Origin of the sequence: Pseudomonas sp. Q12-87, from assembly GCF_001269755.1 — a bacterium.
Taxonomy (GTDB): domain Bacteria; phylum Pseudomonadota; class Gammaproteobacteria; order Pseudomonadales; family Pseudomonadaceae; genus Aquipseudomonas; species Aquipseudomonas fluorescens_S.
The window spans coordinates 53,853-69,464 of the sequence record NZ_LHVI01000016.1 but is presented as its reverse complement, the minus strand read 5'-3'; the positions used below and the strand labels follow the sequence as shown (position 1 = coordinate 69,464).

10 protein-coding genes are annotated in these 15,612 nt (G+C 62.3%); 4 read left to right on the top strand and 6 right to left on the bottom strand.

Features of this window, described 5'->3' with window-relative positions; genetic code table 11:
- Positions 1-158 precede the first annotated feature (158 nt).
- Positions 159-2,768: a bifunctional aconitate hydratase 2/2-methylisocitrate dehydratase gene (gene acnB / locus AD663_RS10625; RefSeq protein WP_003180595.1), complete on the top strand. Its 2,610-nt coding sequence runs from the start codon at positions 159-161 to the stop codon at positions 2,766-2,768.
- 256 nt (positions 2,769-3,024) lie between these two features.
- On the opposite strand, the gene AD663_RS10620 is transcribed toward acnB, so the two are convergent.
- On the bottom strand, positions 3,025-4,305 hold the full coding sequence (locus AD663_RS10620; RefSeq protein WP_003180593.1) for a serine/threonine transporter: 1,281 nt from the start codon (positions 4,303-4,305) through the stop codon (positions 3,025-3,027).
- 378 nt (positions 4,306-4,683) lie between these two features.
- Between AD663_RS10620 and AD663_RS10615 the strand changes: the two genes are divergently transcribed.
- Positions 4,684-5,637 (top strand): 2-hydroxyacid dehydrogenase, encoded by a 954-nt coding sequence (locus AD663_RS10615; RefSeq protein WP_003180591.1) that lies wholly within the window; start codon positions 4,684-4,686, stop codon positions 5,635-5,637.
- Here the strand turns inward: AD663_RS10615 and tssA are convergent.
- Genes tssA through AD663_RS10590 form a run of 5 tightly spaced genes read right to left on the bottom strand, consistent with a single transcriptional unit; the run spans position 5,634 to position 13,146 of the window.
- On the bottom strand, positions 5,634-6,716 hold the full coding sequence (gene tssA / locus AD663_RS10610; RefSeq protein WP_053213679.1) for a type VI secretion system protein TssA: 1,083 nt from the start codon (positions 6,714-6,716) through the stop codon (positions 5,634-5,636). The genes AD663_RS10615 and tssA overlap by 4 nt on opposite strands.
- The gene (locus AD663_RS10605; RefSeq protein ID WP_053213678.1) at positions 6,713-10,537 is read right to left on the bottom strand and encodes a type VI secretion protein IcmF/TssM N-terminal domain-containing protein; all 3,825 of its coding nucleotides are present in this window, start codon (positions 10,535-10,537) and stop codon (positions 6,713-6,715) included. Before AD663_RS10605 ends, tssA begins: the two co-directional genes overlap by 4 nt.
- Positions 10,534-11,295 (bottom strand): DotU family type IV/VI secretion system protein, encoded by a 762-nt coding sequence (locus tag AD663_RS10600; RefSeq protein ID WP_003180584.1) that lies wholly within the window; start codon positions 11,293-11,295, stop codon positions 10,534-10,536. The genes AD663_RS10605 and AD663_RS10600 overlap by 4 nt, the downstream gene beginning before the upstream one ends.
- 18 nt (positions 11,296-11,313) lie before the next feature.
- On the bottom strand, positions 11,314-12,645 hold the full coding sequence (tssK, locus tag AD663_RS10595; RefSeq protein WP_003180582.1) for a type VI secretion system baseplate subunit TssK: 1,332 nt from the start codon (positions 12,643-12,645) through the stop codon (positions 11,314-11,316).
- Between the two features lie 51 nt (positions 12,646-12,696).
- Positions 12,697-13,146 carry a hypothetical protein gene (locus AD663_RS10590; RefSeq protein ID WP_003180581.1) on the bottom strand — a complete coding sequence of 150 codons (450 nt, stop codon included), beginning with the start codon at positions 13,144-13,146 and terminating at the stop codon, positions 12,697-12,699.
- 224 nt (positions 13,147-13,370) lie between these two features.
- Between AD663_RS10590 and tssB the strand changes: the two genes are divergently transcribed.
- Both tssB and tssC read left to right on the top strand, forming a co-directional pair.
- Entirely contained in the window at positions 13,371-13,931 is a 561-nt protein-coding gene (tssB, locus tag AD663_RS10585) for a type VI secretion system contractile sheath small subunit (protein WP_003180574.1), read from the top strand.
- A 30-nt stretch (positions 13,932-13,961) separates the two neighbouring features.
- Positions 13,962-15,443 carry a type VI secretion system contractile sheath large subunit gene (tssC, locus tag AD663_RS10580; protein ID WP_003180572.1) on the top strand — a complete coding sequence of 494 codons (1,482 nt, stop codon included), beginning with the start codon at positions 13,962-13,964 and terminating at the stop codon, positions 15,441-15,443.
- Positions 15,444-15,612 lie beyond the last annotated feature (169 nt).

Genomic DNA, 15,612 nt, shown 5'->3' with positions numbered 1-15,612 from the left:
CCCGTTCTGCAGGCGTAAAACTTTGAAAGCAGCTTCTGTGAGGAACTCCGGAAACCCTGGCATGGTGGCTCAAAAAGCCCCCGACGCGCATGGGTACCGTGAGTTTCTGGATGAGCGTCCCGGACACCCATTTGGGACCACTGATGAGGGTAATAACTGTGCTTGAAGCCTACCGCAAACATATCGAAGAGCGCGCAGCACTGGGTATCGTTCCCCAGCCGCTTAACGCCGAACAAACCGCAGGCCTGATCGAGCTGCTGAAGAATCCTCCGGCTGGCGAAGAAGCTTTCCTCGTTGACCTGATCACCAACCGCGTTCCGCCAGGAGTCGACGAAGCCGCCTATGTAAAGGCCGGTTTCCTGTCCGCCGTCGCCAAAGGCGAAGCCAAATCCCCTCTGATCGACAAGAAACGCGCTGTTGAACTGCTCGGCACCATGCAGGGCGGCTACAACATCGTGACCCTGGTGAACCTGCTGGACGACGCCGAGCTGGCGCCAGTGGCTGCCGAAGAACTCAAGCACACCCTGCTGATGTTCGATGCTTTCCACGACGTGGCTGAAAAAGCCAAGAACGGCAACGTTCACGCCAAGGCCGTGCTGCAATCCTGGGCTGATGGCGAGTGGTTCAAGAAGCGCCCTACCCTGGCCGACAAGATCAGCCTGCGCGTGTTCAAGGTCACCGGCGAAACCAACACCGACGACCTGTCCCCTGCTCCCGATGCCTGGTCCCGCCCGGACATCCCGCTGCACGCCCTGGCCATGCTGAAAATGGCCCGTGACGGCATCGTGCCTGATGAACAAGGCAAGACCGGCCCGATGAAGCAGATCGAAGAAATGCGCGGCCAAGGCTTCCCGATCGCTTACGTCGGTGACGTGGTCGGTACCGGTTCTTCGCGTAAATCCGCGACCAACTCGGTCCTGTGGTTCTTCGGCGACGACATTCCATACGTGCCGAACAAGCGCGCTGGCGGCTTCTGCTTCGGCAGCAAGATCGCACCGATCTTCTACAACACCATGGAAGACGCCGGCGCCCTGCCGATCGAATTCGACGTGTCGAACATGAACATGGGCGACGTGATCGACCTGTACCCGCACGCTGGCAAAGTCTGCAAGCACGGTACCGACGAAGTCCTGACCACCTTCGAAATGAAGACCCCGGTCCTGTTGGACGAAGTTCGTGCTGGCGGTCGTATCCCGCTGATCATCGGCCGTGGCCTGACCGAGAAGGCGCGTGCCGAATTGGGTCTGCCAGCGTTCGACCTGTTCAAGAAGCCTGAAGCACCCGCCGAAAGCACCAAGGGTTTCACCTTGGCGCAGAAAATGGTCGGCAAGGCTTGCGGTCTGGCAGAAGGCCAAGGCGTACGCCCTGGCACCTACTGCGAACCGAAGATGACCACCGTGGGTTCCCAGGACACCACCGGTCCAATGACCCGTGACGAACTGAAAGACCTGGCGTGCCTGGGCTTCTCGGCCGACCTGGTAATGCAGTCGTTCTGCCACACCGCGGCTTATCCAAAGCCGATCGACGTGACCACCCACCACACCCTGCCTGACTTCATCATGACCCGCGGCGGTGTTTCCCTGCGTCCGGGCGACGGCATCATCCACTCGTGGCTGAACCGCATGCTGCTGCCAGACACCGTCGGCACCGGTGGTGACTCGCACACCCGTTTCCCGATGGGCATCTCGTTCCCGGCCGGTTCCGGCCTGGTCGCGTTCGCCGCTGCCACCGGCGTCATGCCGCTGGACATGCCGGAATCGATCCTGGTGCGCTTCAAAGGCAAGATGAAACCTGGCATCACCCTGCGTGACCTGGTTCATGCCATTCCCTACTTCGCCATCCAGAATGGTCTTCTGACCGTCGAGAAGAAAGGCAAGAAAAACGCCTTCTCCGGCCGCATCCTGGAAATCGAAGGCCTGGAAGGCTTGACCCTGGAACAGGCTTTCGAATTGTCCGACGCCTCGGCCGAACGTTCGGCTGCCGGTTGCACCATCAAGCTGTCGAAAGAGTCGATCACCGAGTACCTGCAATCCAACATCACCCTGCTGCGCTGGATGATCGGCGAAGGCTACGGTGACGCACGTACCCTGGAACGTCGCGCCCAAGCGATGGAAGCCTGGATCGCCAACCCTGAGCTGATGGAAGCCGATGCCGACGCCGAATACGCCGAAGTCATCGAAATCGATCTGGCCGACATCAGCGAGCCTGTGCTCTGCGCGCCGAACGATCCGGACGACGCCCGTCTGCTGTCCAGCGTTGCTGGCGAGAAGATCGACGAAGTGTTCATCGGTTCGTGCATGACCAACATCGGTCACTTCCGCGCTGCCGGTAAACTGCTGGAGCAGGTCAAGGGTCAGCTGCCAACCCGTCTGTGGCTGTCGCCGCCGACCAAGATGGACGCTCACCAGCTCACCGAAGAAGGCTACTACGGCATCTACGGCAAGGCCGGTGCACGGATGGAAATGCCAGGCTGCTCGCTGTGCATGGGTAACCAGGCACGCGTCGAGCCGAATTCCACCGTGGTGTCGACATCGACCCGTAACTTCCCGAACCGTCTGGGCGACGGCGCGAACGTCTACCTGGCTTCGGCCGAGCTGGCGTCCGTGGCTTCGATCCTGGGTCGCCTGCCGACCGTCGAGGAGTACATGGAATACGCTGGCAAGATCGACAGCATGGCAGCGGACGTGTATCGCTACCTGAGCTTCGACCAGATCGCCGAGTTCCGTGAAGCCGCTGCAAACGCCAACATCCCGGTCGTTCAAGCCTAACGCTTCAACGCCCGACTAAAAACGCCGCCCTTCTTGCGAGGGGCGGCGTTTTTTTATGCCTGTCATTTCGATCCCAACTGAATCACCGCTATCGTGAGCAGGCTCGCTCCCACAGGAGATTGGTGGTACATGCAAACTCTTCAACCACCCAAAACCAATGTGGGAGCGAGCTTGCTCGCGAAGGGGCCGGCACATCCAACATCAACATTTGGCTGACCCACCATTTCGCGAGCAAGCCCGCTCCCACAGGGGGCGATCAGGCCAGGAGGGAATAGACCAGTGCCGTGATCGCCACCAGCCCCACCAGCGCCACGAAAACATTGGAGGCCTGGCCGCGATAGCGGGCCATGGCCGGGACTTTGCGGATGGCGTACATCGGCATCAGGAACAGGATCGCTGCGATGACCGGGCCGCCCAGGGTTTCGATCATGCCCAGGATGCTCGGGTTGAGCGTGGCGACGATCCAGCACACCATCAACATGAACGCAGCCGTCAGGCGATCCAGGGTCTTGGGCGCTGGACGACGTCCGCTCTTGGCGATCAAGCCCTTGAGACCTTCGCTGGCGCCAATGTAATGGCCGAGGAAGGATTTGGAGATCGCCACGAACGCGATCAGCGGCGCTGCAAAGGCAATGGTCGGGTTGCTGAAGTGGTTGGCCAGGTACGACAGGATTGACAAGTTCTGCGCCTTGGCCTCGGCCAGTTGCGCCGCAGACAAGGTCAGCACGCAGCTGAACACGAAGAACAGCACCATCACCACCATCAATACATGGGCACGGGACAGAATCTGCGAACTGCGCTCCTCGGCATTGACGCCGTAGCGACGCTTCTGGTCCACCGCAAACGCCGAAATGATTGGCGAGTGGTTGAACGAGAACACCATTACCGGAATCGCCAGCCACAAGGTATGCAGCAACGCCGAAGCTTCAGGCGGCGTCGATGCCGTGGCCAGGATGCCGCCGTTCCAGTGCGGGATCAGAAACACCGCCAGGAACAGCAGTGCAACGATAAACGGATAGACCATCAGGCTCATGGCCTTGACGATCGCCTGCTCGCCACAACGCACCACTGCCAGCAGGCCCAGTATCAGCACCAGGGACAGTACGGCACGCGGTGGCGGCTGCAAATGCAGCTGGTGCTCCAGGAAGCTGCCCACCGTGTTGGTCAACGCCACGCTGTAGATCAGCAGGATCGGGAAAATCGCAAAGAAATAGAGCAAGGTGATCAGCGCGCCGGCCTTGAGGCCGAAATGCTCTTCCACCACCTCGGTGATGTCCGCGCCGTCTCGACCGGACAACACGAAGCGGGTCAGGCCTCGATGAGCGTAGAACGTCATGGGGAATGCCAGCACCGCCAGGATCAGCAGCGGCCAAAATCCGCCCAGGCCCGCATTGATCGGTAAAAACAACGTACCTGCACCGATGGCGGTGCCAAACAGACCCAACATCCAAGTGGTGTCCTGGCGGCTCCATTGGCTGAGGGTGGCTGGGGCTATCGTTTCAAAGCGCTCTTCAACGCTATTGGCCTGATCATTCATCCGGTCGGATCTCCGCGTTCCGGTCACATGCACCCGGCCGGGACGAGTCGGAAAAACCCGACAGGCAGCGCCCTGGCCGAAACAGGGGCGCGATTGTCCGGGATTCATGAGCAGAAGCAAAGACTTAGCTGAGGAGCGGTTGTGCGGATCAGATTATTTTATAGTGAATCACCACCGTCCTGTGGGAGCGGGCTTGCTCGCGAAAACGGTAGGTCAGCCACCATTGATGTCGCCTGACGCAGCGCATTCGCGAGCAAGCCCGCTCCCATAGAGGTGATGTCGGGGCCGAAATGAAGATAAAAGCCAAGCCCCCCTGCCCTCGACTCCTACAATCAGGTTGAATAGCCGAAACCGATCCAGCGCCCACAGGAGCACAGCATGACCGCAACCGTTCTGGTACTGGTTGAAACCGTCAATGAATACCTGCCGATTCTGGAGCGCCAGGGCTATCACCTGGAATTGGCGCCAACGCCTGCCGAGCGCAAGACAGCGATTTTCGAGCATGGTGAGCGGTTCAGCGCGGTGTTGACCCGTGGTCCCCTGGGTTTGACTGCCGAGGAAATCGCCGCTCTTCCAAACCTGAAAATCATCTGTGTGATCGGTGCCGGTTATGAGCAAGTGGACCTGCAAGCCGCGCGCGACCGGGGGATCGTGGTGACCAACGGTGCCGGGGTCAACGCTTCTTCGGTGGCCGACCATGCCATGGCGCTGTTGCTGGCGTTGGTGCGCGATATCCCGCGGGCCGACGCCTGTGTACGCCGCGGCGAATGGGCGAAGGTCATGCGCCCTTCCCTGGCCGGCAAGCGGTTGGGGGTGCTGGGCCTCGGTGCGGTGGGGATGGCGATTGCCAAGCGGGCCGCCCTCGGTTTCGACATGAGCGTCAGCTACCATAATCGCCGGGTGCGCAACGACGTGCCCTATACCTTCTGCGCCACGCCTACGGAACTGGCCCGGGTCTCGGATTTCCTGATCATCGCCACGCCCGGTGGCCTGGATACGCGCCAGCTGATCAACAAACAGGCCCTCGATGCCTTGGGGCCCAACGGCTTTTTGGTAAACATCGCCCGGGCCAGCGTGGTGGCTACCGCCGACCTGGTCAGTGCTCTGGAACAACGGCGAATCGCCGGCGCGGCCCTGGATGTGTTCGACCACGAGCCCGAGGTGCCAGACGCGCTCAAACAGTTGCCCAATGTCGTGCTGACGCCCCACGTGGCCGGCCTGTCGCCGGAAGCGACGCGCGGTACCGTGGAGTTGGTGGGGCAGAACCTGAACGCGTTTTTTTCCGGCAAGCCGGTGCTGACACCGGTACCGCTACCCGACGCGCAGCCTTAGAGAACGCCCAGCAAGGTCCACAACCGCCGGGATTCGGCATCGGCGCTGATCAGCTCGCCCAGCAGTTCGTTCAATGGCTTGTTGCCCCAGTCCACGCCTCGCCGGATCAGGTAGGGCACCGGGCTGTGGGGCTCGGTACGGGCCAGGTAGCCGGCGATCACCAACAATTGACGATAGGCCTCTTCACGGCTGGCCGGCTCCTGGAAAGCCTGGGGCGGTGCCGCTTGCGGCTGCGGAGTCGACGTCGCAACGGCCGGTGGCGTTTGCACTGGGGCGACAGTGGGTTGCTGTGGGTGCATCGCAATGAACTCCTCTACCAGCGCCAGCAGGGCCTGTATCACATCCTGCAAGGATTTGTAGCCCGGGGCCAGATTGCCCAGGTAAGCGTCGCTCCAGGCTTCGAGCCGTTGCAAATGTTGCAGGCCCAACATCAGGCTGCCTTGACGATGCAACCAGAACGACAGCGGTGTGGTACGAATCAGTTCGCTGATTTTCTTTTGGTCGTTGCGCGCGGCTTCCGCCGAAGCCTTGGCATTCTTGCTGTCATTGCCCAGTACCTGCTGGCGTTGCAGGCGTTGCCAGTCGTCCAGGCAAAAGACCGCGAACGCCTGCTCCCGACCGTCGAACAGCGGCACCCGCGTCAGCAGTACTTCGCTGTAGCGACGGGCCAGCCATTCCAGCGGTATGACCCGCCAGGACTGGTCGCCCTCTTCGGCCAGGGGGTGCAACTGGTCGGGATAACGCTCACACAGGCCCGCCACCAAGGCCAAGCTGCTCGGCAGCCCGTCCAGCCCTATCAGATGCAACCAGGCCTCCCCCAGCCAGGCGCTGATCATCAGGTCCTTGCTGCGCTCCAGCAACAACGTGGTGGCCAGCCTTTCCAGCTCCGGCCATTGGGCGCGCTTGACTGCCGACTGCCAGACGCCGGTGGGCAAGCTGGTGTCGTCCTCGCGGCGCAACTCGCGCAGTTGGTCGAATTCCGGTTCGTAGCGCAGGTCCGGGCCGCAGGGCAATTCGGTACTCAGCGGTTCGAGCAACTGGCTGACCCGATCAGGCAACGGGGTTATCGGCAAGCTCACAGACCCTCCTCGCGTGTGGCAATGGCCGGGCTCGATGGGCCTGCCATGAACGGTGAACGGGGTGCCCGGGTCGGCAGCGGCGGGATCGACAGCGGCAGCTTCGAGCCCTGGCTCATCAACGACAGGCGTACGAACATCAATGTTTGCTGCGCCGTGCGGGCCTGGGTCTGGGCCGTCACCGGCAGTTGCAAGGTCAGCGGAAAATCGGTGTAGTCGATATTCGGCTGGCGCTGGACCGACACCTGCGAGCGCATCAGGCGCAGCAACGACCATGGGCCCTGGTACTCCCAGCCCGCCTCCAGGTCGCGCACCACCAGGTTCGGTTGCAAGGGGTCGTTGGCCGGGCGCTGATAACCGTTGCGGGCCCAGCGCAAGGTCAGGCGCACCGGCTGCCCGACCATCCAGCGCAGGTTCTGCTGGGCATCACCGGGGTAGTTGATCTGTTGGTTGCCGGCGGTCAGCCCCCAGGCGATCACCTGGTCGGCGCCGCGCTCTTCGTCGCGGTCGGTGCGCCAGCGCACGTCCATTTCCACGCCAAGAATGCCGCTCTTGTCCCGCACGAACAGCGGCCCGAGCCAAGTCCCGGCCTGTTTCAAGCGGTTGAGAAAATCTTCGGCCGCCAACCGATCCGGCGTCTGGCTCAGGGCCAACCCGGCCTGGGCCAGAGGCAGACGCGTGTCGATCAATTCCAGCAGGCGCTGCACGCGGGCCGGATCGGCATCAATGGCCCGCACATCCTGCGAAAACGGAAAGCGCCCAGCCAGGTACTGGTTGAAATAATTGGCCAGGTCATTCCAGGCGGTCGCGGCCTGGTTCTGTTGCAGGTACAGGCACCGTTGCAAGGCGCCCTGCTGCAACGCGACAGCGCGCCGCGCCAGGTCACCCCGTCCGCCCGAGAGGCTGGAGGTCTGCAGGATCTGCGCGCAGGACGTGGTGTCCATGGCGATGAAATCCCGGCTCACCAGTTGCTCCAGCTGGGCCGCCGAACTGGCCGGGTTCTGATTTTTGTATTTGAGCAGTTCATCGTTGAGGGCCATGAATCGCGCCACCTGGTCATGCTCCAGGGCGGACAGATTGTCCTGCTGGACGATCAGCCATTCCAGGGCCGGCATCCGCTGCTCGGCAATCTGCAGCATGGCGCCGAACTGCTGATCCAAGCTCAACTTCAGATCCTGTGGATCCGTCGCGCCATAGAGTTGCAAGCCAAAGTTTTTCGAACCGTCCCACCGCTGGACGTCAGCCCGCTGGCTGAACAGCGGCTGGGCATCGATCTCGTTCAGGCCGCTCTTGATCTGTGCCAGCGCACGGCGGTTGAGCAGGCGTTGGAAACGAATAGCCAAGTCGCTACGGTGCACGTCCATGAAGGCTTTTTGCAGCGCAACGGCCTGGCTGGTCTGTACGTTGAAACCCATGCCGGGCAATTGCTCGTCGCCTTCAGCCAGGCTCAACCACATGGCTTGCGCCGCAGCGACTTCAGCGGCCTGCATCAGCGCAGCACGGTAGTCCGGAGGGATACGCGGCAGTTCTTCATTGGCATAGCTCTTGAAGCTGGCGAAGTAGTTCAAGGCGACGCTGAAATCATCGCTGCCATCGCCCTGGCCCATCGAATCCGAGTTGCCGCTCGACGGATCCTTCTGCAATGCCAGCGCCACGAAGTCTCGCTTGAACAAGGCTTGCACCGCGCCGTTCAGCGCGGTGACATGCTCTTGCAGCACCAGCAGGCCGCTGCCCTGCTGCACCAGCAGGTTGTCCCGAGAACCGGTCTGGACGATCCATTGGTCCCGAAAGCTCTGCTGCAGCTTGGCCGCCTGGCTTTCCAGGTCCTGCTCGACATCCGGCCCCAGGAGTGCGCTGTGGCTGACCTTTTCCATCATCTGCGCGTAACCGGGCACCAGGTCCTGTCCCTTGCCTCGTCCCCAGGCCGAGTTGGTCAGGCTGACCAGCGTCTGCAGATCGTCGATCAACGCCATCAGGTCTTCAAGCTCGCTCAAGGAGTTGCCGCTGCCCGCTTCCAGGCGTTGCAGATGCAGCTTGAGGTAGCCAGCCTGGCGCACGAAGTTATCCGCCAGGAAATAATGATCGAGCCAACGCTGCATCAGGCCGGTGAAGTTATCCGAGACCACCGAACGCGCAGCGTTCAAGTCCAGCGCTTTCAAATCAGAGTTTTGTGAATCGAACAACACACGATTATAGAACCGCGCCCGGCTCAACGTGCCCGTGTTGAGGCTCAGCGACAAGGCGTTGTCACTCAACAGCACCAGCTCGTCCAACGGTGCCTTGGGATTGTTCACTGCCTGGCTGAACATCTGGTTGTGCTGCTCCAGGCGCACGGCGCGCTCCACCAGTTCCCTGGCCTTCAAGTAGCTTGGCCATTGCGCCGGGTCTTCACTTTGCACGTTGCCACGCCGCTCGGTATTGCGGATGGCCTTGAGCTGTTCCAGGTCTGATTCGAGCAAGTCACGCAGGGGCAGGACCCAGTGTTGCCGGGCGGTCAGGCGCAGGCCCTCTTGCAGTTGAGTGTCCACGGAGGAGAACCAAGACGTGGGGAACACCACCGAGACGAAGCGCCAGCTTGGGGCCTTTTCCAGCATGTCCCAGTAATTCTGCACGTTGTGCCGGGTCGGCTCCAATTTCGGCTCATCCGCATCAATCACGAGGTGGTTCTTGTGGGTCGCAAGGATGAGTCGCGACAGGCCTTCGGCTTGTTCCACCGAGTCTTGCCAGACCCACACCATGCTTGCCAGCCAGACCAGGCCCACCACCAGCGCCACCATTGCGGCCAGCCGATGCCAGCGCTGGCGCAGTCGCAGCAGGCGTGACACCGGCTGCGCCAGGCCACGTTCGGCTATCAGCCGCCGGGACCACAGTTGCCGGGCGAAAACCGTTTGCCGCAGCATGTTGTCGTTGGCAGTCAAGCCATCCCCGCTGGCGGCCGGGGCCTGGCTGGCGGTGAAATAAATGCCTCGAAAACGCGGCGCTTCGCCTTGGGCGTTGCCTTGGAACACCGGCTCCAGCAAGAGCTGAACGGCCCGCCGCAAGCCTTCGAAACGTTCCGGCAGGCCATAGAGATCAGTGCCCAACTGCCCCGATAACGCACCGATTTCGATGATCGATTGCGACAGTGCGGCGTTGACCTGGTCCAGCGCCTGATCGCTCCAGTGCGACTGCCAGGCCGCATCCGGCGCGTAGGGCGACGACCAGCCAAGCATCGATTCGCGGCCCTCGGCGGGCAACGCGCTGACCAGTTCCTGAAAGCCGGGCAACGCCTCCATCCCGGTAACCACCACGTACACCGGCAGGCTGAGGCCGAACCGTTGCAGCAAGTCGATAAAGCAGCGCCGGACCTTGAGGCTCAAATCGGTGGTGTGCTCGATGTCTTCGAGCAGGGCGAATGGAACGGTCCAGACCACCGCGTCCAATGGCCGCTTGCTGCGCAGCCGCAAGATCAGGCCCAACAGGCGCCACCAGTTGCCACGCTGGCGGTTCATGCCCTCATCGGGCAAGAACAACGCCTGGGGCACTACCAGCACCGCGCCTTCGGCATCCGACCACCAACGCCCGAACCACGCCGCCTTGTCCGTCGGTTGCAAGCGCCACTGGGCGCACAACTGGGCATTGTCGGAATCTTGCCCGAGCATCAGCAACCACGGCGCCTGGTAACGGTCCCGGGTGCCCTGCTCCTGCTCCATGTGGTGCACCGCGCCATAGAAACTGCGAATCGCCGCTCCGCCCTGGGTCCTGAGCCACCAGATCAAGGCCGCGAGTAACAGCACCACGATGATGGCGACTACCACCCAGGCAACGATGCTGACGAGGTTCATGAATCCTGCTCCTGGGCCGCCGACTCGTTCAGTTGCAACACCGGCTCCAGTTCCGAGCGGATGTCACGCCAGAACACCTGCCCCAAACCGGTCAGCAGCACCACCATGGCCAGGATCGCCAGCCCCAGGCGAAACCCGTCCGGCAGCGATTGCTGCACTGGCCTGCGTACCGGCGGGGCCGACGCTGACATGGCCAGGCGCTCGCTGACGTCTTGGTAATCGGGATCGTGCTGCCAGGCGAACGTGAACAGTGCAACGCGCCACTGCTCGTGCTGCACCTGCCCTGGCTCGCCGCGCAGTCGGCCCTGGAACCCGAGGATCAGGCATTGCAGGTAGACATTCGCCAGGTCCCGGGTACCGGGCATCTGTTCATCCAGCAGTTTCTTGATGGCGGCGGGCACTCGCTCGCCGGCCTGGCGACTGGAATACATGCGCGATTCGAGGGGGTGTTGCTGCCAGGCGAGTTGGCCGGGCCAAGAGGCGAACAGCAAGGTTTCATCCACCAATGCCACAAACGCATAAACCAGCGCCTTGACCTGCTCGGTGGCGGCGTCGCCAACCGTGGCAAAGGCGGTCCGCCACAGGCGCTGGGCGCTACGCCCGGAAAACTCCACCACCCGGTTGACCAGTACCGCAGCGTCGCTGTCCTTGGGCAAGTCCTGCCATTCCTGGGACCACTTCAGCCAGGCCTGCCGAAAAGCGCTGCTCAGCGGCGCCTCATGCAGACCCCGAACCGCCCCGCCACTTCCGTCAGGCATACGACTCCCCTTCTGCGATCAGGCACTTTCACCGGTTTGCGCCACGAACAACACCACCTGCCACGGGCTACTGGCCTGGGCCGACGCCGGGGCCACGATGTGCAACGGCAATTGCCCATCGAACCATTGCCCACTGGCGGCTACGACGAACAAACGGGTGTCGTCACCCACACTGTAGGCCACCTGTTCGTTGCGGCTCATGGCCTCGTGGGGCAGGCCGCTCATGCGTTGTCGACTCAGCAAGGGGATGTGCTTCGCGGAGGCGATGATCGCCCCGCGCAACCACTCTGCGGCCGACTGCTCGCTGGCGCCGTTGGGCATGCGCAGGCCGATCACCAGGCGCTGGTTGGGCTGGTCGTCGGGCAGTTGGATCGAAAAAACCTGCTCGTCGCGCTCGAAGGCCAGGCTGCGATAACCGGCGCGAACCAGTTCCAGGGTGGTCTCCAGCCAGTCGAGCAGCGGCTCGTAGCCACGCTGCAACTCGAGAAAATCCAGGGGCGCGAATGCCGGCACGCCCGCCAGCGGATCGAGGGCCGACCACGTCCCGGCCAGGCCCAGCAGCAAGCCATAGAGCGACTGGGGCGTCGCCACCCGGGTGTTCAGCGCCCCCTCGACCTCCGGCAGCCGCGCCCACAAGGCGGTCAACTGCCGACGGATCTCCATGGCATCGTCCTGGTTACCGGCCGCCTGGGCCTGACGCAACCGACCGGCGAGGAACAGGCATTTTTCCCGGGCCCGTGCGCACAACCCGGCGACACGTCGCCCCAGTCCTGAGTCCGGCAACAACACCGGCGTCGGCGGCGTGTACGGCACACGCCAGAATCCGCCACCCTCTTTGCGGATGCGCAGCAGCGGCAGGCAGATCGAATCGGCTTTGCTCAGGTGCGTGCACAGCCTGGGGTTGGGCCGCCAGACGGTGATCGACTCGGGGAATTCGCCGCTGGTGAGGTCCGGCAACGCGTCGCCGACCACCGATTGCAAGCGTCCCTTGAGGGGCAGCAATTGCCCGGCGCGCCAGAGCGGGCTGACGGCCAGGTACACGGTCACGGTGGCGTCGTCGGTCTTGTCGATCGCCTCGGTGACGTCCAGCTCCAGGATCGGTCCGACGCCGGCTTGCAGATTGACCGGCAGTCCGTCCGGCAAGGTGCCCTGCAGTTGCAACAGCCGCACCTGGCCGGCGCTCAGGGCCGAAGGGTCGACCTCCAGTTGACTGACACCCCAGAACCAAGGATTGCAGGCACCGGCAAAATGCGCCGCCAGGGCCTCCGCGCGCAGCCCTTGCAATTGAAAATGCTGGGGCAGCAATTGCATGCCCTCATGCCAGCACACCGCGTCAGGTAACAGACTCATACGACTCCCTTCGACATCCCAATGTCGCCGCGCTTGGCGGCCCGCGGTCATTCAAGGCTGGCTGGCATCGACGAGGGTCATCTCGCGACTGTCGAACTTCAGCCAGGCCTCGCGCTGATCGTCCAACCGAAGCCGGTGGGCTCCGGGAGTGTTATAGCTGGCGAAGACCAAAAGTCCAGCGGCGCGCTTGCCCTCCAGCGGGAAGGGTTGGCGGTCGATGAACTGCCCCGGGACCAGTTCCAATCCCCATACGGACATGAGTTGACGATAGTCGCGCTGGAACTGTTCGCGCTCGGCGAACCATTGGCTGGCGGTGATGCCCGACAGTTGTTTGAGCAGGTCCGGGTCGTTCACCGCGATAAAATCCACGGCGATCGGTGTGTCGTCGTTGGCGCGGGGCGCCACGTCCAGGGTCAGGCTGTCCAGATCGACGCTGGGCGCAAAGAGCGAGCAACCGCTGAGCGCCAGGCTCAGAAATAATCCGCAAAAAAAGACACGCAAAATGAATTTTCCTTTTCTCAGCGGTCATAAATTGTTTTCGCTTGCATTTTTATAGACCTGTTCTAGCGTCTTGGGTAGTTCGACCCACACGGTCGAATGGACCAGGTTCGTCAAGGGAATGACAGGTTTTCTGCCGTCCATTTGCAACCTGCGGATCAGCAAGGGAATGCGATGAGCGGGACTCCCGATGCATTGCTTCCATACATGCATCGGAGTCGGCCGCCATGGCAGAAAGTACCCAGCACAAGCTCGACAGAGTCCGCCCTCCCCGCGTCCAGATCACTTACGACGTGGAAATCGGCAACGCCATCGAGAAAAAAGAATTGCCACTGGTGGTCGGCATTCTGGCCGACCTCTCCGGCAAGCCACTGGAGCCGCTGCCCAAGCTCAATGAGCGGCGCTTCACGGAAATCGACCGCGATAACTTCAACGAAGTGCTCGCCTCCATCTCCCCACGCGCCACGCTGCAGGTGAACAACACCCTCAGCGGCGATGACAGCAAGCTGAACATCGAACTCAACTTCCGCCACATCGATGACTTCGACCCGGTCAAGGTCGTGGAACAGGTCACGCCGTTGCGCCGCTTGTTCGAAGCCCGCCAGCGCCTGCGGGACCTGCTGACCAAACTCGACGGCAACGACGACCTGGACAAGCTGCTGCGCGACGTGATCGCCAACACCGAAGGCCTGCAAGAGATCAAGTCGGCCCGGCCCCAGGACGTAGCGCCCGAGCTGCCGACCGTGGCCGCCAACGACGACCCAGCCCCGGCCGAACCACAGGCCTGATCGTGCTCAGCATTGAAGGGAGATAAAGCCATGCCTGCTTCATCCAGCGCTCAAACCAGCGAGAGCACGACCCAGACCCTGTCCCTGCTGGACAAGATCATCGCCGAAGGCCGCATGGCCCACGACGACAGCCAGCAGGATTACGCCCGCGACATGCTGGCCGAATTTGCCACCCAAGTCCTCGACGAAGGCATGGCCATCGACAAGGATACGGTGGCGATGATCAACGACCGCATCAGCCAGATCGACCAACTGATCAGCGCCCAGCTCAACGAAGTGTTGCACCACCCCGACCTGCAAAAACTCGAAGCCTCCTGGCGCGGCCTGCACCTGCTGGTGCAGAACACCGAGACCAGCACCCGACTCAAGTTGCGCCTGCTCAACGTCACCCAGAAAGAGCTGCAGAACGACTTGGAGAAAGCCGTCGAATTCGACCAGAGTGCGCTGTTCAAGAAAATCTATGAAGAGGAATACGGCACCTTCGGCGGGCACCCGTTCAGCCTGCTGGTGGGCGACTACACCTTTGGCCGCCATCCGCAGGACATCGGCCTGCTGGAAAAACTTTCGAACGTCGCCGCCGCCGCGCACGCGCCATTCATTGCCGCTGCCAGCCCACGGCTGTTCGACATGACCAGCTTCACGGAACTGGCGGTGCCGCGGGACCTGTCGAAAATTTTCGAGAGCCAGGAACTGATCAAGTGGCGTTCCTTCCGTGAAAGCGAAGACTCGCGCTACGTGTCCCTGGTGCTGCCGCACTTCCTGCTGCGCCTGCCCTACGGCCCGGACACGCTGCCGGTGGAAGGCATCAACTACATCGAAGACGTCAACGGCACCGACCACAGCAAATACCTATGGGGCAACGCGGCGTGGGCGCTGTCGCAACGCATCACCGAAGCCTTCGCCAAATATGGCTGGTGCGCGGCGATTCGCGGGGCCGAGGGCGGGGGCGCGGTGGAGGGCCTGCCGGCCCATACCTTCCGCACCAGCTCCGGGGACCTGTCGCTCAAATGCCCGACCGAAGTGGCGATCACCGACCGCCGCGAGAAAGAACTCAACGACCTGGGTTTCATCGCCCTGTGCCACAAGAAAAACAGCGACGTGGCGGTGTTCTTCGGCGGCCAGACCACCAACAGGGCCAAGGTCTACAACACCAACGAGGCCAACGCCAATGCGCGGATCTCGGCGATGTTGCCCTATGTGCTCGCGGCCTCGCGCTTTGCCCATTACTTGAAGGTGATCATGCGCGACAAGGTCGGCAGCTTCATGACCCGCGACAACGTGCAGACCTACCTCAACAACTGGATCGCCGATTACGTGCTGATCAACGACAACGCCCCCCAAGAGATCAAGGCGCAATACCCGTTGCGCGAAGCCCGGGTCGACGTGACCGAGGTGGCCGGCAAGCCGGGGGCCTACAAGGCGACGGTATTCCTGCGGCCACACTTCCAGCTTGAAGAACTGACCGCCTCGATCCGCCTGGTGGCGACCCTGCCGCCACCGGTTGCTGCCTGACCGCTGTTGGCTTTGTGGCTATGTGGCTATGTGGCTATGTGGCGAGGGAGCTTGCTCCCGCTGGGGCGCGAAGCGGCCCTGCTTTTTGGGACTGCTGCGCAGTCCAGCGGGAGCAAGCTCCCTCGCCACAGGTTCAGCGTTCGTCTTTAACGGATCGGTATCGGGTAAC